This window comes from Pseudomonas sp. LFS044 (assembly GCF_047978245.1).
Classification (GTDB): Bacteria; Pseudomonadota; Gammaproteobacteria; order Pseudomonadales; family Pseudomonadaceae; genus Aquipseudomonas.
The window spans coordinates 36,411-57,496 of record NZ_JBFPFX010000008.1 but is presented as its reverse complement, the minus strand read 5'-3'; the positions used below and the strand labels follow the sequence as shown (position 1 = coordinate 57,496).

Below are 21,086 nucleotides of genomic sequence, written 5' to 3'. Positions count from 1 at the left end.
AGACCTCATCATGCCGATCTCAATAAAACTTGGTATCCTTGCGCTGCCATTGCTGCTGAGTAACATTCCGCAAGCTGTGTATGCTGCGGCGCAAGAGGGCACAATACTGATACTCGACAAAGACAACGCGCAGTGTTCACTGACGGTTCCCGGCGAAGGCACAGGCAAGCGCGTGCAGTACGAATTCAACCTCCCCGACTCCGACTGCAAAGAGATAAAACCGCGCAGGATAAAATTCGATGGGCTTCCATCCGCCGCGCAAATATTTATTACCGATGGTTACGGTTGCGGCACTCAGGAAGGCCAGGCAGAAGGTGACGACACCCGAAATTTTTGGGTTAAACTCCGCACCACCAGGAAATTAACCTCCAGCGACTGGTACGAATTCGATGACCTGGTCAGCTACCCCAAGGACGAGATTATTTCTCCCGGCCTGCAAATGCTTGACAAAAATGTAAAGCAATCCAACCTTGCCAGGGATAGCACTTCCTGCGTGCGTGTGATCACCTCGTCCACTACCCCCCCTCCTACACCTGTGCCGGCGACACTTAATGAAAGCACCTTCTATGGCGGTCTAAAACCACGAGACGAGTTCAAGTGTGGTCTCAATCAAGTAATGATTGGGCGCGGGCACAGGGGCGATGAACAAGAACAGCAAAGTACTTATACCTGCGCGACCTTCAAGCAGGGTTCGACTGATCTTTCACGGAGCAATGACAAATGGGAAGAAAGATTCGTTGAAAGCGATGGTATTTACTTCATGTGCCCCCCCGACACCGTCATGAGCGGCCGGGATCACTGGAACGATGAAAATGGCGAGACCCGCTATCTGTGTAGCGAACTTAAAAACGGTGATCAGAAACTGTCGGTTCTCTGGTCCGACGGTTGGTCGAAATCACAAAAGGAGAGTGGTAGCAGTTACGTCTGCCCCACCGGGGAGTTCCTTGTCGGCCGTTTTCATGATGATGATGAGCACGGGCCAACCCGTTACCGCTGCGCCACGGCACAATGAATAGGGAGCTGACTTGCCATGACTATCACCACGAATACAGCCTCCAACGCCTTCAACTTCCTGAGCTTCCTCAACAACAGCGTCGACCCCCGCACCGGCCAGTACACCCTGGCCATCGAGCTGCCGGAGCTGGTCGCCAACAACCTCAGCGGCCCGTCCCTGCCCCTGCGCATCGGCTTCAACCCGATGAACATCCAGGATTCGGGCTTTGGCATGGGCTGGACGCTCAACCTCAGCCAATACGACCCCGCCACCAATCTGCTGCACCTGCACACCGGTGAAAGCTTCAAAGTCACCGGCGGCGACGCCAGCGACGGCACCGGTAAGGTGTTCAAGGAGCGCAAGCTCAGAAGCTTTCACTTCCATGACCACGGCACTGGCTATCGCGTCGAGCACAAGGCCGGCCTGGTCGAACTGCTCGAACTGCAAGGCCCCAGCAACAATCGCGTGGCCTTGCCCACCCGGGTCGAGGCGCCCTCGGGCCATGGCATCACCCTCAGCTACAGCAATTTCCAGGGTGCCCCGTGCCTGGTCGGCATCAAGGACGACACCGGGCTCGCGCTGCTGGCCATCGACTATACCAGCGCTGAAATCAGCCTCAAGCTGCACCCCGACTCCGGCCCCGGCGGCGCCCCGCTGGCCAGTTACACGATCAAACTCGACCAGCGCTTCACCCCTGCGGTACGCCTGCCCCATACCATCGTCCTGCCCAGCGACGACAAGGCCAGCTGGAGGCTCGGCTACGACAAGGTACGTGGTGTGGTGTGCTTGACCGACGTGCATACGCCGGTGGGCGGCGTCGAGACCATCGATTACGACGATGCCGGCCACCCCTTCCCCGGCAACGCTCGTGACCCGCTGCCCCGGGTTACCAGGCACACCATCAAGCCCGGCTTCGACCAGCCCGACATGGTCACCACCTACGCCTACACCAGCAACAATTTCCTCGGCATGGGCAGCGGCATCACTTGGCGCGACAACGGTGAAGACAACCTCTACCAGTTCACCGGCACCCAGTTCAGCTATGGCTCGACCGCCACTTACCTCGCTGGCGATACGCCGCTGCGCAGCATCACCCGCAGCTTCAACCGCTTCCACCTGCTGACCCTGCAAACGACCGAGCAGGCCCATGAGGTCTACGACGAACACGCCGCGCAGCCACGGCGCGAAACCTGCGTCGAAGAGGTCGAGACCGTCTACCACGAAACCAGCGCCAGCTTCGACCTGCAGCCGGCCGCCTTCCAGCTGCCCAAGCACCAGCTCAAGCGCTGGAAAATCAAGGAAGATGCCAGCCGGCTACGGGAAGAAGTGGTCATCACCCAGTACGACGAGCATGGCAACCTGGCCCTGGAGTCCCAGGCCGCAGCGCCGGTGTACCAGGGCGATGCGATCAACGAGGGCGCCACCCTGGCAACCACGATCCACACCCGGCACACCTACTACCCGCATACTGGCGAGGGCAGCGATTGCCCGCCCGACCCGCAGCTGTTCACCCGCAGCCGCAAGACCAGCACCGTGCACCCGGCCGCCAATGGCGAAGGCCAGGCGGCCACCCTGCAGACCCGTTACCGTTACCAGCACGTGCCGGCACTGAGCGGGTCAAGCGGGGCCACGGGCTTCCTGGCGGCCGATGAGGAAGACCTGTTCCAGGTGGACGACGACCACGAGCAACTCCTGCAGAACACCACGCGCCGCTTCCTCAAGGAAAGCGACCACAATGCATTCCTGCATGGCCGCCTGGACCAACAGGTGCTGACACTCAAGCACCCGAGCGACGCAGCCAAGGACAAGACTGCGACATCGACGTTCTTCCATTCGCTGGTCGACAACGACAACCAGCAAAAGACCCTGCTGCAGATGCGCGAGACCTTCAAGGGGCATGACCTGGCAGAGCGGGTGGTCGCAAGTGCGGTTTCTGTGCATACCGGCCTGCTGTGCCGCGACCAGGACTTCAACAAGGTCGAAACCCACTACCGCTACGATGTGCTCAACCGCTTGACGGCCGAGATCATCGCCCCCGGCACGGCCAACGCAGCCGCCCGGGAATACACCTATGAACTCGGCGCGAAAGCGAACGAAACCGCGAAAGATGTCAACGGCGTGGTCACCCGGACCTGGTTCGATGGCTATAACCGCCCCATCCGCCAGGAACGGCAAACCAAGGATGAGCAAACTGGCCAGCGCAACTGGCACGACGTGCAGACCACCGTGTACGACAGCGCAGGCCGGGTCGAGTCGCAAACCTCCTACGACTACCTGGAAAGCGATACACGCACGCTGACCAGCACCTTTACCTATGACGGCTGGGGCAACCGCGTCACCAGCTTGCTGCCGGACGGTATCGTGGCATGCACTGAGCGCTCGCCCTTCGGCGAGGAAGGGTTCGTCGTACAGCACTGGCAGGAGCGCTCGGACGAAGCCAGGCCACGCAAGCGCCGGCAGTTTGTCAGCACTGAATTCAACCGTTTCGACAAACCGCTCAGCGACCGTCGCCTGGACCTCGACGGCCAGCTGGTGGGCAGCAAGCGCTACCACTACGACGGGGCTGGCCGTTGCGTGCGCGAGGTGCAGCAACTGCGTGACCCACTGGACCTGCAGGCACCACCACTGGAGCAGACCACGCGGTTCAGCTACGACGTGTGGGACCGCATGGCCAGCACCGAACGCCCCGATGGCAGCCTATTGCTACGCCGCTTTGCCAGCCACAGCACCAATGAGCTGACCACCGAACTGGAACTTTCACCCGCGAACGGTGGGGCAAGCAGCATTGTCTGCAAGCGCGCGTTCGATGGCCTGGAACGGCTCACCAGCCTGACCGTCGGCAACCGGACCGAGACCTTCCGCTATCAAGGCCAGATGACGCTGGTCGACGAACGTGACAAGGCCTCGGGACGCACCCTCAAGTATGCCTACACACCCGAACTGACCCAGCAGCCAACTTCGATCACCCTCAAGGACGCAAAGGCCGCCAACGACGAAACCACCTTCGGTTACGACCGCCCCGATGCGGCGATCACGTTGGCAGACAACGCCGCTGGCAAGCGGGACTATGTCTATACCGACCAGGGGTACCTGCTCAAGGAAACCTGGACGGACAAACAATCGGCCGGGAACTACCACATCGACCACACTGCATCGCTTCAGGGCCGCCCGATAGAGCGCAAGATCAGCGACGGCCCCCTGACCCGGCACGCGTATGACGAAGCAGGGCGATTGACAGAAACGACGCAAGGCAACCTCAACGCCACATTCACCTATGACCCGGATGGGCGCCTGCATACCACCACCACCGTTGACAGCATCAGTAAGCGGCAGGTCATCAGCACCGTCCTTTATGACGATCTGGGACGTGAATGCGAACGTAGCGTGGCGCTGGATGACGGCAGCACGCGCACGGTGAAAACGGTGTGGCGTGACGACGACCTGCTGCACAGCCGCGCCACGCTGCGAGACGGCGAGCAGCGCCTACTCGAAACGTTCCGCTATGACAAATTGAACCGGCTGGACAAAGTTACCTATACGCTCGACGACGAGAACGACGCCGAGGCCTACCTGCCGCGTAACCGGGCCGGGCGTTCCATCACGAGCCAGGTGTTCCGCTTCGACGACTGGAACAACCTGATCCGCTGCCAAACTTCCTTCAGTGACCGCGAAACGGATGACGCCCGCTTCAGTTACGGCGCCGCGAGCGCGGGCGACCTCCACGACATGTTCCAGTTGCGTGTGCTGACCCACACCTTGCAGCCGGACTACCCGCCGACGCAGACGTTCACCTATGACGCTGATGGCAACCAAGACAACGATGAGTGGGGACGCCGGCTCGCCTACGATGAGCACGGGCGCCTGCAGCAGGTGAGCAGCAAGGATGGCAATACTGTTATCGCGCGTTACCGCTACGATGGGCACGATCATCTGGTGGGCGTAACCCACGATCAACAAGCCGAACAACTGCGCCGCTACGAAGGCTACCGCCTGAGCACAGTGAGCCAGGGCGGCGAACAGGCCCATTACCTGCACGGCGATGCTCACCCGCTTGGGCTGCAGAACCCGGCCAAACCGCAAGACACGCGCCTGCTGCTGACCGACAACGCCGCTTCGGTCACTGCCGAGTATGGTGCCGCCGGGGTCAGCGAGGCGCACTTGAGCCTGTATGGTGAACGCGGTGACGATGACACGCTGCAGAGCCTGCTGGCCTTCAACGGGGAAGTACGCGAACAGCAGCTCGACTGGTACCTGCTGGGGCGTGGTTACCGTGCCTACAACCCCGGGCTGATGCGTTTCCACAGCCCCGATTCGCTGCCTCAGGAAGACGTGGGGGTGAACCCCTACCTGTATGCCCTGGGCAATCCGGTGAACTGGCGCGACCCGACCGGCCACAGGTCCTCGCCGATACCGAGCAGGGATCCGAAACCCCCCTATATCGACCCGATGGAGGAGCCTAAGAAACCAAGCATCTGGGGAACAATTTTGCCGATCATTGCCGGGATTGCAGGCTTTGCTGTCGGAGCTCTACTCACTGTATTTCTCCCCCCGGTGGGTGCGATGGTGCTCGGCGTTCTGGCTGTTGCGGGCGGCGCGACGGCAACGATGCTTGCGGCCCGGGAGGAGGATCCGACGAAAGCAATGATCTTGAACGCCGTCGGCGGATTCTTGCTCGGTGCCGGTTCGACAATGCTCTTTGCGGGAGCCAGCAAGGGGGTTAAACAGTGGAGGGCTGGACGGAGTGCAGCGCCGGGCCCTACAGACACCCCTTCGATATCATCGCCTGCGGCCACGCCGGTACCATCGCGTGCGGCCACGCCGGCACCATCGCCGGTCGTGTCGCGCCAAAATAGCATCGCCAGCCAATCCCCCCCAGCTAGTTCACGGGGGAGCCTCACCCCATCAGAGCCTTCAGTTGACTATGGTAGTTCCGCTGGCTCGAGATCAAATTCCGTGGAGAGCGTTGTTGTTGATCGGCCACCAAGTCCACCGCCAAGTCCTGCACCGTCTGTAGCGTCAAATGGCATCGATACGACCAGTTTTGTCGACCATTTGGGATTGCGACGTGTCAACTTTCGTTGGTTCAACAGATTCCCGGGGGATAACGCAGGACATGGCACATTGAGCCGGCGTTCTTCAAGGTAGTTGTCGCGTCAACCATCCAACTATGCGGCTTGCTTCACGTGCTGTTGTTCGATCAGGATTCAGCAGCACGGTACCCATTGAGCTGGTCAAGTAATTTTGGACACCGGTTAAGGTTCATGCCGCTGCCCTGAGCTTTTCCTCCATGGCTACCGGGGTCTCATAGCCGTTGTAGCTGTGGAGGCGCTTGAGGTTGTAGCGCACCAAATAACCCATGATGTCTATCCTGACACCGGGGGAGGAGATAAATCTCTGCATCATTGATGAATCCGGGGCCGCTCTGCGGCCCCCTTTCCCTTCAAACCTGATTTGCCGGCAAATTCACCCACCCCTCCGGATATCTCCTACATACCCGTCAGCACGTATTCCCTAACGTGGCCGCAACACGCCCGTCCTCGCCCTGGGCTCATCCAGTCAACGGCGATCTCGCACCCTGCTCGAGAACCAGCCGAACAGACGGTAAATGAATCGCCGATACAAAGGATCACATCATGCTCCTGCCCTACAAGCGCAGGCCTAAATCGTCGCGCCTACGCTTTCCCAAACTCATGGCGCTTGGGTCAGGCACCATGCTGCTACTTATCCATCGCCTGGTAATAGCCGAGAGCGCCGATGCAACATTCGACGCCAGCTTCATGCGCCAGGCCCCCGACCAGCCCGCCGAAGCTGGCGCCCTGGCCCTGCAGTCCCTGGCCGCCGAAACCCCACTCGCCGCTGGCCGCTATCGCCTGGAAGTCTGGGGCAACCTGGTGTTCCTCGCCGAACGCGATGTACTGCTACAAAAAAACGATGGCCAGCACATCCTGCAACCCTGCCTGAGCGCCGCCTTGCTGCGCCAGGCCGGCCTGCGCGAACAGAGCCTGGCGCAGCCTTTGCCCGAGGATGACCGCTGCCTGGACCTCGAAACCATCGCCCCCGGCGCCACGGCCAAGCTCGACAGCCGGCGCCTGCGCCTGGAGCTGTCCATTCCCCAGGCCTTCCTGAGCCGGGATACGGCGCGCATGCCCAGCGCCGAGCAGTGGGACTACGGCATCAATGCCGCCTTCATCAACTACCAGGCCTCGGCGCAAATGCGCAGCCAGGCCCATGGCGGCAGCCAGAGCAGCCAGGACCTGTACCTCAACAGTGGCCTCAACCTAGGCCCCTGGCGCCTGCGCAGCAGCCAGTCGCTGCGCGAGGACGAACACGGCAGCCGCCGCTGGAGCCATACCAACACCTACGCCCAGCGCGACCTGCCCGGCAGCCTCGGCACCCTCACCCTGGGCGAAACCTTCAGCAACGGCGAGGTATTCCGGGGCCAGCCATTCAAGGGCCTGCAACTGGCCTCCGACCTGGGCATGCTGCCCGACGTGATGCAAAACTACGCGCCCATCATCCGCGGCGTGGCGCAAACCCGCGCCAAACTCGAAGTGCTGCACAATGGCTACCCCATCTACAGCACCTATGTCGCGCCAGGCCCCTATGAAATCGACGACCTCGCCGTTGGCAGCGGCAGCGGCGAACTGGAAATCGTCCTGACCGAAGCCGACGGCCAGGTCAGGCGCTTCATCCAGCCTTATTCCAGCCTGAGTAACCTGCTGCGCGAAGGCGTGTGGCGCTATAGCGCCACCCTGGGCCGCTACAACGGCGCCGAAGACCTCGACTCGCCACTGCTGTGGCAGGCGACACTGGCCCGTGGCGGCGCCTGGAACACCACCCTGTATGGTGGCGTGCAAGGCGGCGACTACTACCGCGCAGGCACCCTGGGCGGCGCCCGTGACCTGGGCAACATCGGCGCACTGTCATTCGATGTGACCCGCGCCGAGAGCGACCTGGGCAGCACCCTGGGCAAGGTTAACGGGCACAGCTTCGCCGCACGCTACGGCAAGGCCTTCGACACCGGCACCAACTTGCGCTTCGCCGGCTATCGCTACTCCACCGAAGGCTATCGCGACTACGACGAGGCCGTACGCGAACGCAATGCCTACAGCGCGTACCGAGGCAGCCGTCGCAGCCGCCTGGAGGCCTCCGCCCACCAGCGCCTGGGCAGCCGCAGCTCACTGAGTTTTACCATGACCCAGGACGACTATTGGCAAAGCAACCAGCAGTCGCGTCAGTACCAGTTGCAGTTCAGCACCCACCTGCACAATGTCACTTACAACCTGTACGCCTCGCAGTCCCTGAACGAGCGCAACCACAACGACCGCATGTTCGGCCTGAGCGTGTCGTTGCCGCTGGGCTTCGGCCGCGCCTCCAGCGCCAACCTCGACCTGCAGTCACGCAACGGCGCCCACAGCCAGCGCGCCAGCCTCTCCAGCAGCGCCCTGGACCATCGCCTGAGCTACGTCGCCTCGACCAGCCGGGACGAACGGCACAACCAGACCTCCGCCTTCTCGGTCGGCTACCAGGGGGCCAGGGCCAGTGTTGGCGCCGGCTACACGCAAAGCGACGATTACCGTGCGCTGTCACTCAACGCCAGCGGCAGCCTGTTGCTGCATGAGGGCGGCTTGACCAGCGGCCGCTATCTGGGCGAAACCAATGCCTTGGTACACGTGCCCGAAATCGCCGGGGTCGGCGTGAAGAACGCCCCCGGCAGCCGCAGCGACAGCAGCGGCCACCTGCTGGTGCCTTACCTTCGGCCTTACCGCAACAACTCGCTGGAACTCGACACCGACGACCTCGGCCCGCAGGTGCAGATCGACAACGGCGCCCAGCACCTGACACCGCGTCGCGGCGCGATCGTGCTGGCCGAATTCCAGGCACGCAAGGTCAGCCGGCTAATCCTCACCCTGCTCCGGGCCAACGGCCAGCCACTGCCTTTCGGCACCCAGGTCAACGACGACGCAGGCACGTCGCTGGGGGTAGTCGGCCAGGCCGGCCAGGCCTTGCTGGCGGTCGAAGACAAAGCCCAGACGCTACACCTGCGCTGGGGCGAAGCCAGCGATGAGCACTGCCAGCTGCAGATCGAGCCCGCCCACATGGACCAGGCCCTGGGCTACCACCAACAGACGCTCAATTGCCCCACCCTCTGACGCACCGGAACCTATCCCCATGAACGCCTCATTCACCCGACGCGCGATCCTGCCGCTGGCATTGACAGGCCTGCTCGCCAGTAGCGACGCACTTGCCCTTTGCAGATGGGACGGCGGCGCCCCCAGCGGGCAACTGCTGTACAACATTCAACTGGATAACCTCTGGGTACCGCGCCATGCGCCCGTGGGTAGCGTAATCCGTACCGCCAGCCGCATGAGAACGACGAACGCCACAGGCCAGGTCCTCCTCTGCCCGGTGGCTGTCGTTGGCGACTATGCCGAAGTCAACCTGCCAAATACCGCAAGAATCTTCCCCGGCCCGCTGCCACCTATCGGTGGCGTCGAAACCGACCGTGTGCTCGAAACCAACATACCCGGCGTCGGCGTGCACGTGCGTCTGGGTGCCCCGTACGAGGGTGGATGGAACAACTACTGGATACCACGGACCGCTGTTTCAGTCCCCTACACTGGCTACCAGGACAATCCGGCCCCCCTGGCCATCCGCACGACCTACCTGGAAACCTACATCACCGTAATCAAGACTGGCGAAATACCGCCGGGCCCGCACGACTTTGCCGGCCAGGAGCTGTTCACCGGCAATTTCACCGGCGTAGGCAGCGTGCTCAAGGCCAATTTGCACGGCAGGATAATGCAGGCGCAATGCTCCTTGCGAACCGATGCAGTCAGCGCCGACCCGGTAGATCTTGAAAACCATGACCTGAGCAGCTTTACCGGCGAAGGCTCGGCCACAGCTGCAATCCCCTTCCACATCAACCTGAACAACTGCGATGACGACCCGGCCGGTGGCAAGGCACGGGTGCACATTCAACTGGAGGTTGCCAAGGGCGCAACTGTGATCGATGCCGACAAAGGGCTGTTCAGTCTCTCACCCGACCCTCGTAGCGCGACCGGCCTGGGCGTGCAGCTGCTACGAGCCGACGGCGTGACACCTGCCGAGCTTGGCCAGGAGCTGGACGTGAGCCCGATCACCCCCGGGGACATGCGCATAGGCTTCAACGCCCGCTACTACCAGGTGGCGCCCAGTGTTACGACCGGGGTCGCCAAGAGCGCACTCAACTTCACGATATATTACAAGTAAGACCGAACGAGGATGATGGGCGCAACGGGCAGGCCTGGCCCGTTGCGCGAATGACGGCCAGCGAGGTGAGATTAAAAAACGGGCATGCAGAACGAAGAAAGGGACTTACGTCCCTTTCTTCGTTCTTCGATTTGGAGCGGGAAACGAGACTCGAACTCGCGACCCCGACCTTGGCAAGGTCGTGCTCTACCAACTGAGCTATTCCCGCATTGTGAAGCTTTACCGCTAATCGGCGTGAAGCGCCATGAAGACCTTCACCACCACTGCACCGCATAGACGCCACAGTATTTAAACTGGAGCGGGAAACGAGACTCGAACTCGCGACCCCGACCTTGGCAAGGTCGTGCTCTACCAACTGAGCTATTCCCGCAAATGGCGTCCCCTAGGGGACTCGAACCCCTGTTACCGCCGTGAAAGGGCGGTGTCCTAGGCCACTAGACGAAGGGGACACACAACACTTTTCAGTGCGCCAGATATTGAACCTCACGATTCAACCTGGGCTTTCTTTTCCTGCCTCGCCGTTAAGCGTTGCCGGAGAAACTGGAGCGGGAAACGAGACTCGAACTCGCGACCCCGACCTTGGCAAGGTCGTGCTCTACCAACTGAGCTATTCCCGCAATATGGCGTCCCCTAGGGGACTCGAACCCCTGTTACCGCCGTGAAAGGGCGGTGTCCTAGGCCACTAGACGAAGGGGACACGCTGCTGGCATTACTGCCTGCTTTCACTCCCTGCCGCGTTTCGCTGTGTGCTTTACGCTGCAAGTGGCGCGCATTCTATGGATGCTTCGAACACCCGTCAACCCCTTTGTAGAAATTTATTTAAATCAATGACTTCCGGGTGGATGGGGGTGCAGATGCGGGCCGCGTTGTCGATATAGAGAGAGGGAGCGCTGTGCTGGCCTCTTCGCGGTTGAAGCCGCCCCTGCAGGGCCCGCGCCGAGGTCGAGCCCGATGCACTGCCTGCGGGAGCGGCTTTAGCCACGAAGAGGCCAGCACAGGCGCTGTTCGTCCCCAGGCGAACTCACTACACTCAAGGCTGTAATTCTTCTTCAATGAGGCATTAACGGTGACACCACTTCTGATCACCCTGCTCATCGTGGCGGGCATCGCGTTGCTGATCGTGATCGGCTACCTCAATAATGTGGTCGAAAACAGCAAGCTGGAACGCGCACGGCTGAAGATCGAGCTGGCGGACCGCCTGCGCCGCTGTGGCGAAATCACCGAAACCTTCCCCGGCCAGTTCATGACCCCGGCCTTGAAGCTGTTGCTCACCCGCCTGGAGCTGAACCTCAACCAGCGCCAACTGGCGCTGGACAAGCACAATGCCGAGCTCAAGGCGCGCATCGCCGAGCTTGAAGGGCTGATCGCGCTCGGCGACAGCATCCCGGTGAACAACCCGCCCAACCCGATCCAGACCGAGGTAAAGGCCAAGGACGTGCGCTTCCTGCTGGAGGCGCTGCACACCCAGATCGTCAAGGCCACCCAGGAGAACGTCCTGCAGACCAGCGAGGGCAAGCACTGGGTCAAGGAAATCCGCCACCTGTTGGTGCTGCTGCACATCGAATTCTTCAACAACCTCGGCCAACAGGCCCTGCAACAGGAACAGCCGGGCCAGGCCCGCCTGGCCTTCGAGCGCGGCGTGCAGTACCTGCGCAAGCAGCCTGAGCCGAAAGTGTACGAAGAGCAGCTGACGTACCTGGAAAAACTGCTGGCGCGTGCCAATGCCCAGGTGCTGGACCAGATGGAGCCAGCCGAGAACGAGCACAACGAATTGACCGATGGCCTCAAGACCGATGAGGAAGAGACCTGGAAGAAGAAGGTGATCTACGACTGATGCTTCAACCTGTCCCGGCCTCATCGCGGTCTGTCTTGCCCGCGATGAGGCCGGCCCAGGCAACCTCGATCAGCAGTCAGTCAATTCCAGAAAAACCGCCGCCAACCGCTCCAGCCCCACCTGGTCCGCCTCGCTGAATCGCCCGACCTTCGGGCTGTCCAGGTCGAGCACAGCAATCAGCCTGCCCTCCTTCACCAGCGGTATCACCAGTTCGCTGTTGGACGCACTGTCACAGGCGATGTGCCCCGGGAACGCATGCACGTCTTCGACCCGCTGTGTCTGCCGGCTGGCCGCTGCCGCGCCGCACACACCGCGGCTGAACGGTATGCGCACACAGGCCACCTGGCCCTGGAACGGGCCCAGTACCAGCTCTTCGTTACGGTTGAGGTAGAACCCGGCCCAGTTCAGGTCGTCCACCTGGCTGTACAGGAACGCCGAAAACTGCGCGGCATTGGCGATGAAGTCGCGCTCGTCGGCAAACAGCGCCTGCACTTGCGCAGCCAGCAGGTCATAGCCGTCGAGGCCAGCGCCACTGGCATTGAGGTCGATCATTTATTTCTGCTCCAGCAATTGCAGCCCGACCCAGTAGCGGGCGAACTGATAGGCACAACGGCCATTACGGTTGCCGCGGCCGGTAGCCCAGCGCACGGCGAGGATGTCGAGGGCTTCGGTGCGCTGCCAGGCCAGCCCGGCAGGCTGCGCCAGCTGGCCGATCCAGTGCTCGACCACGCTGAGGAAGTGTTCCTGGGTGAACGGGTAGAACGACAGCCACAAGCCAAATCGGTCGGACAAGGCAATCTTGTCTTCTACCGCTTCGCTGGGGTGCAGTTCGCCATCGACCCGCTTCCAGTTCTCATTGTCGCTCTCCTTCTCCGGCACCAGGTGGCGACGGTTGGAGGTGGCGTACAGCAGCACGTTATCCGGCGCCTGTTCCAGCGAACCATCGAGCACGCTCTTGAGCACCCGGTAGTCGCCCTCCCCGGCTTCGAACGAGAGGTCGTCACAGAACAGGATAAAGCGCTGCGGCAGCTTCTGCAGCTGCTCGACCACGCGCGGCAGGTCGGCCAGGTGATCGCGCTCGATCTCGATCAGGCGCAGCCCGGCGCCCGCGTGCTCGGCCAGCAAGGCACGCACCAGTGACGATTTGCCGGTGCCGCGCGAACCCCACAGCAGGGCGTGGTTGGCCGGCAGGCCATTGATGAACTGGTGAGTGTTGCGGCCCAGCTGGTCACGCTGCTTGTCGACGCCGATCAGGTCGGTCAAGCGAATGTCCAGGCTGACTTGCAACGGCATCAGGTAACCGCTGCGGCCATCGCGCTGCCAGCGCGCGGCCAGGGTGGTGGCCCAGTCGATGTCCGGGCGCAGGGCCGGCAACAAAGGCTCAAGGCGCGCCAGCACGGACTCGGCGCGTTCCAGAAAACTATTCAAGCGGGCGTCCATGACGACTCCTAGCAATTCAGGTTCAGGGCTGCAGTGCGGGCCTCTCGCGGGTAAACCCGCTGCCACAGGTACGCATATGACCTGTAGGAGCGGGTTTACCCGCGAGAGGCCCGCACTGACAGTTGAGCAATCAAGGCTGAATGTGTGACAGGCCCACCAGCAGCCGGGGTTGATCGGCTATGCTTGCGCAGCGCAAGGGATGTGAAACCGGCTCGGGACCCATGGATATCAAGTTCACCAATCGCCTGTCATACAAGCAAGCCCGGTTGACAGTCCTGGTCGGCTTCATCCTGGGAACATTGCTCAGTCTCATCCAGATCGGCATCGATTATGCCAGCGAAGACGCATCCATCAACCGCGAAGTGCAGGCGTTGCTGCAAATCAGCCACAACCCGGCCTCGCGCATCGCCTACAACATCGACTCGGAACTGGCGCTGGAGCTGACCCGCGGCCTGCTGCAGTCGCCGGCGATCATCCGGGCGCGCTTGATCGACAACAACGAGACGGTGCTGGCCGATGTGCAGCGCGCGGCCCTGCAGGACCGCTACCGGCCCCTGAGCGACTTTCTGTTCGGCGAGCAGCGCCAGTTCAAGGAGCGTCTTTACCTCACCCACATGCCCGAGGAATACCTCGGCACCCTGTACCTGGACGTCGACACCTACGCCTTTGGCAGCCGCTTCCTCGAGCGTGCCGGGGTCACCCTGCTCAACGGCTTTGCCCGCAGCCTGGTGCTCACCGGCATTCTCCTGGCGCTGTTCTACATGATGCTGACCAAGCCCTTGGTGACAGTAATCGGCGCCCTCAGCGGGCGTGATCCGCGCCAGCCTGGGCAAACCCGCCTGGAGTGCCCCCATGGCCATGAGCTGGACGAGATCGGCGTGCTGGTCAAGGTCGCCAACCAGCAGTTCGTCAGCATGGCTACCGAGATCCAGCAGCGGCGCAGCGCCGAAAATCGCCTGACGCAGTACCTCAACGAGCTGGAAGATATCGTCTCGGCCCGCACCGAAGAACTCAAGGCCAGCAACAGCCGCCTCAGCCAGTCCAACCAGGAGTTGGTCGAAGCCCGCCAGCGCGCCCTTGACATGGCCCAGGCCCGCGCGGCCTTTCTGGCCAACATGAGCCACGAAATCCGCACCCCGCTCAACGGCATGCTCGGCATGATCGCCCTGGCCCTGGACAGCCCCCTGGCCAGCGAGCAGCGCCAGCAACTGTCCATCGCCCACGACTCGGGCAAGGTGCTGGTGGAGTTGCTCAACGATATCCTCGACCTGTCCAAGTTCGACGCCGGGCAGCTGGAACTCGAACGGATACCCTTCGACATGGGCGCAATGGTCGAGGACACCGCCAACCTGCTGTCACAGAACGCCGCGCAAAGCGTCGAGCTGACCTGCCTGATCGCCCGCGACTTCCCAAGCTCGGTGCTGGGCGACCCCACCCGCGTGCGCCAGGTGGTCAGCAACCTGCTGTCCAATGCCCTCAAGTTCACCCGCTTCGGCCGCGTCGACCTGCACCTGGCGCGTATCGTTGGCGGGGTGCGCCTGGAGGTACGCGACACCGGTATCGGCATACCCGAAGACGCCCAGGCGCGGATTTTCCAGCCATTTACCCAGGCGGGCGCCGGCATCACCCGCCAGTATGGCGGTACCGGCCTGGGCCTGGCCCTGACCCGCAACCTGTGCAAGGCCATGCAGGGCCACCTGCATATCCGCTCCGAACCAGGTTTTGGCAGCGTGTTCAGCGCCGAATTGCCGCTCACCCCCCATACCGAAGCCATCCCGCCGGCACCGCTGCAAGGCCGGGTCGTGACCCTGAGCAACGCAGGCAGCGGCCTGTGCGAACTGCTGCAGAACGTGCTGCCGGCCTGGGGGCTGGCGTACCAACGGCATGACAGCACGGCGGCACTGGATGGCCGCGCAATCGACCTGCTGATCACCGACGACCTGGAGCATCTGTTCCAGCTGCGCCCTGCGCTCAAAACGCCGATCCTGCTGGTGACCGCCTATGGCAACTTCCTGCCCGCCGAGCAGTCAGCGCAGCTGGCGCCTCTGCACCAGCTGGCCCGCCCACTGGCGCGCAATGCCTTGTACCAGACCCTGCGCCGTACCCTGCAGGGCCATGCCCCCGAGCACCCGCTGGCCACGCCATCGCTAACCGCCGCTAGCGGCCGCGCACGCATTCTGCTGGTGGAAGACAACCCGGTGAACCAGCTGGTGGCCAAAGGCATGCTGGCCAAGCTCGGCTGCCAGGTGCAGCTGGCCACCCAAGGCGCCGAGGCGCTGGAATGGCTGGAGCAGGCGGATTTCGACATGGTGCTGATGGACTGCAACATGCCGGTGATGGACGGCTACGAGGCTAGCAGGCGTATCCGCCAGAGTGGCCGCTGGCCAGAGCTGCCGATCGTCGCCCTGACCGCCAACGCCCTGCCCGAGGAACGCGAACGCTGCCGGGCGGCGGGCATGAACGACTACCTGGCCAAGCCGTTCCGCCGCGAAGAGCTATTGGCACTGATCGACCACTGGGTACCGCTCAGCGGCTGAGCAGGCGCTCGATATCGGCTTCCAGGGCCTGGGGCTTGGTGGTCGGTGCGTAGCGCACGACCTTGCCGCTGGCAGGGTCGACCAGGAACTTGGTGAAGTTCCACTTGATCTTCTGCGACCCTAGCAGGCCCGGTGCGCGCTGCTTCAATTCGACGAACAGCGGATGGGCGCTGGGGCCATTGACCTCGACCTTGCGAAACAGCGGAAAACTCACGCCGAAGTTGCGCTCGCAAAACTGTGCGATCTCGCGCGCGTCACCCGGTTCCTGCTTGCCGAACTGATTGCACGGGAAACCCAGCACCACCAGGCCTCGCTCGCGGTAATGCTGCCACAGCTGCTCCAGCCCTTTGTACTGCGGGGTGAAACCGCACTGGCTGGCGGTGTTGACCACCAGCAGCGCCTTGCCGGCAAAATCGCCGAGCACCTTGTGCTCGCCGCCGATCGTCACGCAGGGGATGTCCAGCATCGATCCAGCCATGTTCAGGCTCCGTTACGCGGTTTGAAATCCAGGCACACCGAGTTGATGCAGTAGCGCAGGCCGGTCGGTGGCGGGCCGTCTGGGAACACGTGGCCCAGGTGGGCGTCGCACTGGGCGCAGGTGACCTCGGTGCGGATCATGCCGTGGGAGGTATCGCGAATCTCGATCATCGCGCTTTCTGCCAGGGGCGCATAGAAGCTCGGCCAGCCGCAGCCGGAGTCGAACTTGGTGCTCGAATCGAACAGCGGCAGGTCGCAGCAGATGCAGTGGTAGATGCCCTCACGGCGCTCGCTGTTGTACTTGCCGCTGAACGGCCGCTCGGTGCCCTTCAGGCGGCACACCTGGTACTGCTCCGGGTCGAGCATCGCACGCCATTCTTCAAGGGTTTTGTCGATCTTTTGCATGTGGGGACCTCGGCAGGCTGAATTTCACCTCGCGCCGTCTTTTCCGTAGCGCGGGTGGCACGTATATTAGTTGGCTTCGTGTGCACGGGCTCCAAGTCTGGCACCCGCGCCCCGCCCTTTCAAACCTTTCGACGGCGGCGCACCGCGTATTCTCAATCGGGATCACATCATGCAGTTCAGCAAATCGAACAAGCTCGCCAATGTCTGCTACGACATTCGCGGCCCGGTGCTCAAGCACGCCAAACGCCTGGAAGAGGAAGGCCACCGCATCCTCAAGCTGAACATCGGCAACCCGGCGCCGTTTGGCTTCGAAGCGCCGGACGAAATTCTCCAGGATGTGATCCGCAACCTGCCTACCGCCCAGGGCTACAGCGACTCCAAAGGCCTGTTCAGCGCGCGCAAGGCGGTGATGCAGTACTGCCAGCAGAAAGAAATCGAAGGCGTCACCATCGAGGACATCTACCTCGGTAACGGTGTCTCCGAGCTGATCGTCATGTCGATGCAGGCGCTGCTCAACAACAACGATGAAGTGCTGATCCCGGCCCCCGACTACCCGCTGTGGACCGCTGCCGTGAGCCTGGCCGGCGGCAAGCCCGTGCACTATCTGTGCGACGAGCAGGCCGACTGGTTCCCCGACCTTGAGGACATCAAGGCCAAGATCACCCCAAACACCAAGGCGCTGGTGATCATCAACCCGAACAACCCGACCGGCGCGGTGTACTCCAAGGAACTGCTGCTGGGCATGCTGGAACTGGCGCGCCAGCACAACCTGGTGGTGTTCTCCGACGAAATCTACGACAAGATCCTCTACGACGAGGCCGTGCACATCAGCACCGCTTCGCTGGCCCCCGACCTGCTGTGCCTGACCTTCAACGGCCTGTCCAAGTCGTACCGGGTCGCGGGCTTCCGGTCGGGGTGGCTGATCATCTCCGGGCCCAAGCACCACGCCCAGAGCTATATCGAAGGCATCGACATGCTGGCCAACATGCGCCTGTGCGCCAACGTGCCGGCCCAGCACGCCATACAGACCGCACTGGGCGGCTACCAGAGCATCAACGACCTGGTGCTGCCGCCAGGCCGCCTGCTGGAGCAGCGCAACCGTACCTACGAGCTGCTCAACGCCATCCCGGGCGTGAGCTGCGTCAAACCGATGGGTGCGCTGTACGCGTTCCCGCGGATCGACCCCAAGGTCTGCCCGATCCTTAACGACGAGAAGTTCGCGCTGGACCTGCTGCTGTCGGAAAAGCTGCTGATCGTGCAGGGTACGGCGTTCAACTGGCCGTGGCCGGACCACTTCCGCGTGGTGACCTTGCCACGGGTGGATGATTTGGAGCAGGCAATTGGGCGCATCGGGAATTTCCTGCGGACGTATTCGCAGTAATTGAAGGCCTCATCGCCGGCAAGCCGGCTCCCACAGGATCACCAAAGGCCTGAAGGCTGTGGGATTACTGTGGGAGCTGGCTTGCCGACGATTGGGCTGCAAGGCAGCCCCCTACACATCTCACAAACCGATTCTTACATCCTGCAATGCTCTACCTCACAGCCCCCACCCCATCCTCTGCCATACTCCGCCGTACACAGTTTGAAATAGTCGCCTGATTGAATCCGAGCGACCGTCCCCTTATATACCCCGCATACGCAACACACTCATCCGTCAGGAGAACGTAACAACCATGATGCGCATTCTGTTGTTTGTAGCCACCAACCTTGCGGTGGTGCTGGTTGCAAGCATTACCCTGAGCCTGTTCGGCTTCAACGGGTTCATGGCCGCCAACGGGGTTGACCTCAACCTCAGCAGCTTGCTGGTGTTCTGCGCCGTGTTCGGCTTTGCCGGCTCCCTCGTCTCGCTGTTCATCTCCAAGTGGATGGCGAAGATGTCCACCGGCACCCAGATCATCTCGCAGCCGCGCACCCGCCACGAACAGTGGCTGCTGCAGACGGTCGAAGAGCTGTCGCGCGAAGCCGGCATCAAGATGCCCGAAGTAGGTATCTTCCCGGCCTACGAGGCCAATGCTTTCGCCACCGGCTGGAACCGCAACGACGCCCTGGTCGCTGTCTCCCAGGGCCTGCTGGAGCGCTTCTCGCCCGATGAAGTGCGCGCCGTGCTGGCCCACGAGATCGGCCACGTGGCCAACGGAGACATGGTCACCCTGGCGCTGGTGCAGGGCGTGGTGAACACCTTCGTGATGTTCTTCGCCCGCATCATCGGCAACTTCGTCGACAAGGTCATCTTCAAGAACGAAGAAGGCCAGGGCATTGCCTACTACGTGGCGACCATCGTCGCCGAACTGATCCTCGGTATCCTTGCCAGCATGATCGTCATGTGGTTCTCGCGCCGCCGCGAATACCGCGCCGACGAAGCCGGTGCACAGCTGGCCGGCACTGCCGCGATGATCGGCGCCCTGCAGCGCCTGCGCGTGGAGCAAGGCCTGCCGGTGCAGATGCCCGACACCCTCAAGGCCTTCGGCATCAATGGCGGCCTCAAGCATGGCCTGGCTGGCCTGCTGATGAGCCACCCGCCGCTGGAAGAGCGTATCGAGGCCCTGCGCCGCCGCGGTTGATCCTCAGGCAAAAAAAGGGCGACTTCGGTCGCCCTTTCTTTTTGTCAGACGTGCAAGCGATAAACCCGCTCCAGCAGGCTCGTTATGCCGGCCTGCTGGAACTTCGGGCTTTCGTCGATCAGCTCATTAGCCTCCAGCGCTTCAATCCTCCAACCAGCAAAGCCCTGGCTAACTTCGGCATCCCCCACCGAAAACGGCGGCCCGGCCAACAGCGCCTGGTCGTAATCAAGCGTCACCAGCATGCCCTTGCCTCCAACCGGCATCAGCGTCGTAAGCATCGCCTTGTAACGCTCACGCATCGGCGCTGGCAGTGCAATCAAGGCTGCACGGTCATACAGCCCCGCACAGTCCGCTACGTCCTCGGCCTGCAAGGCGAAGACATCGCCGCACCACAGCTCAACATCACCACTGCGCCACACCTCGAAGGCGCCATGCTGGGACACCTGCGCAGCCAGCCCATGCTCCAGGAAGAAATCCTCCACCGCCCGCCGCGACAGCTCGACGCCCAGCACCCTGTGCCCCTGCCCTGCCAGCCAGGCCAGGTCCAGGCTCTTGCCACATAGCGGCACCAAGACACGGCTGCCCACTGCCAACCCGAGTGCTGGCCAATAGCGTTGCAGATAAGGGCTGGCCTCAGCCTGGTGAAAGCCGATCTGGTTGTCGGCCCACTTTCGATGCCAAAACGCCGGCTCCATGTTTCCTCCTGGTTTTTCGATGGATTGCGCAAAAATCTTATATTGGATATCGATCTTTGACTGATCGAAGATGACTGCATCTTAACCTTCAGGACACCACCATGCTGCCCAGCCTGTTCATCTCCCACGGCTCCCCCATGCTCGCCCTGCAACCGGGTGCCAGCGGGCCGGCTTTGGCCCGGCTGGCAAATGGCCTGCCCCGCCCGAAGGCAATCGTGGTGGTGTCGGCGCATTGGGAGAGCCGCGAACTGCTGGTGACCGGGGGCGCAAAACCACAAACCTGGCACGACTTCCATGGTTTCCCCGCTGCGCTCTATGCAGTGCAGTACCCGGCGCCGGGGGAGCCCGCAGTGGCAGGCAGGGTCGAGGCACTGCTGAACGCTGCCGGGCTGGCGGCGCGCCTGGACGCTCAACGGCCGTTCGACCACGGGGCGTGGGTGCCGCTGTCGCTGATGTATCCGGATGCGAACATTCCCGTGATCCAGGTTTCGCTGCCAAGCCACGGTGGCCCTGAGCTGCAACTCGAGGTCGGCCAAGCACTGGCGGGGCTGCGTGACGAGGGCATCCTGCTGATAGGCTCCGGGAGCATCACGCATAACCTGGGCGAGCTTGACTGGCATGCCGGGCCCGATGTGATCGAACCGTGGGCGTTGGCGTTTCGCGATTGGGTGGTGGAAAAACTGGGTGATGATGATCAGGCTGCGCTGCTGGACTTTCAGCGGCAGGCGCCCTTTGCCGCTCGCAACCACCCCAGTGACGAGCACTTCTTGCCGCTGTTCTTTGCGCTTGGGGCTGGTGACAAATTCAGTATCGTCCACCAAGGCTTCACCCTCGGCGCGCTGGGGATGGATATTTATAGGTTCGACTGAAGGGCCTCTTCGCGGGGCAAGC

At 62.3% G+C, this 21,086-nt stretch carries 14 protein-coding genes and 5 tRNA genes; 9 read left to right on the top strand and 10 right to left on the bottom strand.

Translation table 11 applies throughout. The features are described 5' to 3' along the window. Window positions 1-10: 10 nt before the first annotated feature. The 4 genes from ACNQPL_RS08850 to ACNQPL_RS08835 all read left to right on the top strand — a co-directional run bounded on the left by ACNQPL_RS08850 (window position 11) and on the right by ACNQPL_RS08835 (window position 10,246). Complete coding sequence (locus ACNQPL_RS08850) at window positions 11-1,012, top strand: hypothetical protein (protein ID WP_346616224.1); 1,002 nt, start codon at window positions 11-13, stop codon at window positions 1,010-1,012. A gap of 18 nt (window positions 1,013-1,030) precedes the next feature. Beyond that, on the top strand, window positions 1,031-6,139 hold the full coding sequence (locus ACNQPL_RS08845; RefSeq protein ID WP_416466470.1) for an RHS repeat-associated core domain-containing protein: 5,109 nt from the start codon (window positions 1,031-1,033) through the stop codon (window positions 6,137-6,139). 488 nt (window positions 6,140-6,627) lie between these two features. Further along, a complete protein-coding gene (locus tag ACNQPL_RS08840; RefSeq protein ID WP_416466469.1) occupies window positions 6,628-9,147 on the top strand; it encodes a fimbria/pilus outer membrane usher protein in 2,520 nt (839 codons plus the stop codon). 19 nt (window positions 9,148-9,166) lie between these two features. Continuing rightward, entirely contained in the window at window positions 9,167-10,246 is a 1,080-nt protein-coding gene (locus ACNQPL_RS08835) for a fimbrial protein (protein ID WP_416466468.1), read from the top strand. A 132-nt stretch (window positions 10,247-10,378) separates the two neighbouring features. Here ACNQPL_RS08835 and ACNQPL_RS08830 read toward each other — a convergent pair. From ACNQPL_RS08830 to ACNQPL_RS08810, 5 genes are all read right to left on the bottom strand, one after another. After that, a tRNA-Gly gene (locus ACNQPL_RS08830) sits at window positions 10,379-10,454 on the bottom strand. Window positions 10,455-10,540: 86 nt separating this feature from the next. Further along, window positions 10,541-10,616 (bottom strand) — tRNA-Gly (locus ACNQPL_RS08825). Window positions 10,617-10,619: 3 nt separating this feature from the next. Beyond that, a tRNA-Glu gene (locus ACNQPL_RS08820) sits at window positions 10,620-10,695 on the bottom strand. 92 nt (window positions 10,696-10,787) lie between these two features. Further along, a tRNA-Gly gene (locus tag ACNQPL_RS08815) sits at window positions 10,788-10,863 on the bottom strand. A gap of 4 nt (window positions 10,864-10,867) precedes the next feature. Continuing rightward, window positions 10,868-10,943 (bottom strand) — tRNA-Glu (locus ACNQPL_RS08810). A gap of 369 nt (window positions 10,944-11,312) precedes the next feature. Between ACNQPL_RS08810 and ACNQPL_RS08805 the strand changes: the two genes are divergently transcribed. Continuing rightward, window positions 11,313-12,080 carry a hypothetical protein gene (locus ACNQPL_RS08805; protein ID WP_346615150.1) on the top strand — a complete coding sequence of 256 codons (768 nt, stop codon included), beginning with the start codon at window positions 11,313-11,315 and terminating at the stop codon, window positions 12,078-12,080. Between the two features lie 69 nt (window positions 12,081-12,149). Here the strand turns inward: ACNQPL_RS08805 and ACNQPL_RS08800 are convergent, their stop codons facing one another. Together ACNQPL_RS08800 and ACNQPL_RS08795 are read right to left on the bottom strand one after the other, a co-directional pair. Then, window positions 12,150-12,632: a GAF domain-containing protein gene (locus ACNQPL_RS08800; protein WP_416466466.1), complete on the bottom strand. Its 483-nt coding sequence runs from the start codon at window positions 12,630-12,632 to the stop codon at window positions 12,150-12,152. Then, window positions 12,633-13,520 (bottom strand): ATP-binding protein, encoded by an 888-nt coding sequence (locus tag ACNQPL_RS08795; RefSeq protein WP_346615152.1) that lies wholly within the window; start codon window positions 13,518-13,520, stop codon window positions 12,633-12,635. It lies immediately after the preceding gene. Window positions 13,521-13,699: 179 nt separating this feature from the next. Here ACNQPL_RS08795 and ACNQPL_RS08790 point away from each other — a divergent pair, with 179 nt between their 5' ends. Continuing rightward, window positions 13,700-16,057 (top strand): response regulator, encoded by a 2,358-nt coding sequence (locus ACNQPL_RS08790; protein ID WP_416466465.1) that lies wholly within the window; start codon window positions 13,700-13,702, stop codon window positions 16,055-16,057. Here the strand turns inward: ACNQPL_RS08790 and ACNQPL_RS08785 are convergent. Both ACNQPL_RS08785 and msrB read right to left on the bottom strand, forming a co-directional pair. Next, the gene (locus tag ACNQPL_RS08785) at window positions 16,047-16,535 is read right to left on the bottom strand and encodes a glutathione peroxidase (protein WP_416466464.1); all 489 of its coding nucleotides are present in this window, start codon (window positions 16,533-16,535) and stop codon (window positions 16,047-16,049) included. The two genes, ACNQPL_RS08790 and ACNQPL_RS08785, sit on opposite strands and share 11 nt — an antisense overlap. Before the next feature lie 2 nt (window positions 16,536-16,537). After that, window positions 16,538-16,939, bottom strand: coding sequence for a peptide-methionine (R)-S-oxide reductase MsrB (gene msrB, locus ACNQPL_RS08780; RefSeq protein WP_346615155.1), 402 nt, complete (start codon window positions 16,937-16,939; stop codon window positions 16,538-16,540). Between the two features lie 169 nt (window positions 16,940-17,108). Between msrB and ACNQPL_RS08775 the strand changes: the two genes are divergently transcribed. Both ACNQPL_RS08775 and htpX read left to right on the top strand, forming a co-directional pair. Next, the gene (locus ACNQPL_RS08775; protein WP_346615156.1) at window positions 17,109-18,320 is read left to right on the top strand and encodes a pyridoxal phosphate-dependent aminotransferase; all 1,212 of its coding nucleotides are present in this window, start codon (window positions 17,109-17,111) and stop codon (window positions 18,318-18,320) included. A gap of 292 nt (window positions 18,321-18,612) precedes the next feature. Next, the gene (htpX, locus tag ACNQPL_RS08770) at window positions 18,613-19,500 is read left to right on the top strand and encodes a protease HtpX (protein WP_346615157.1); all 888 of its coding nucleotides are present in this window, start codon (window positions 18,613-18,615) and stop codon (window positions 19,498-19,500) included. A gap of 44 nt (window positions 19,501-19,544) precedes the next feature. Here htpX and ACNQPL_RS08765 read toward each other — a convergent pair whose 3' ends face one another. Beyond that, window positions 19,545-20,195, bottom strand: coding sequence for a thiopurine S-methyltransferase (locus tag ACNQPL_RS08765; protein WP_346615158.1), 651 nt, complete (start codon window positions 20,193-20,195; stop codon window positions 19,545-19,547). Window positions 20,196-20,296: 101 nt separating this feature from the next. Here ACNQPL_RS08765 and ACNQPL_RS08760 point away from each other — a divergent pair, with 101 nt between their 5' ends. After that, the gene (locus ACNQPL_RS08760) at window positions 20,297-21,064 is read left to right on the top strand and encodes a class III extradiol ring-cleavage dioxygenase (protein WP_346615159.1); all 768 of its coding nucleotides are present in this window, start codon (window positions 20,297-20,299) and stop codon (window positions 21,062-21,064) included. Window positions 21,065-21,086: the final 22 nt, after the last annotated feature.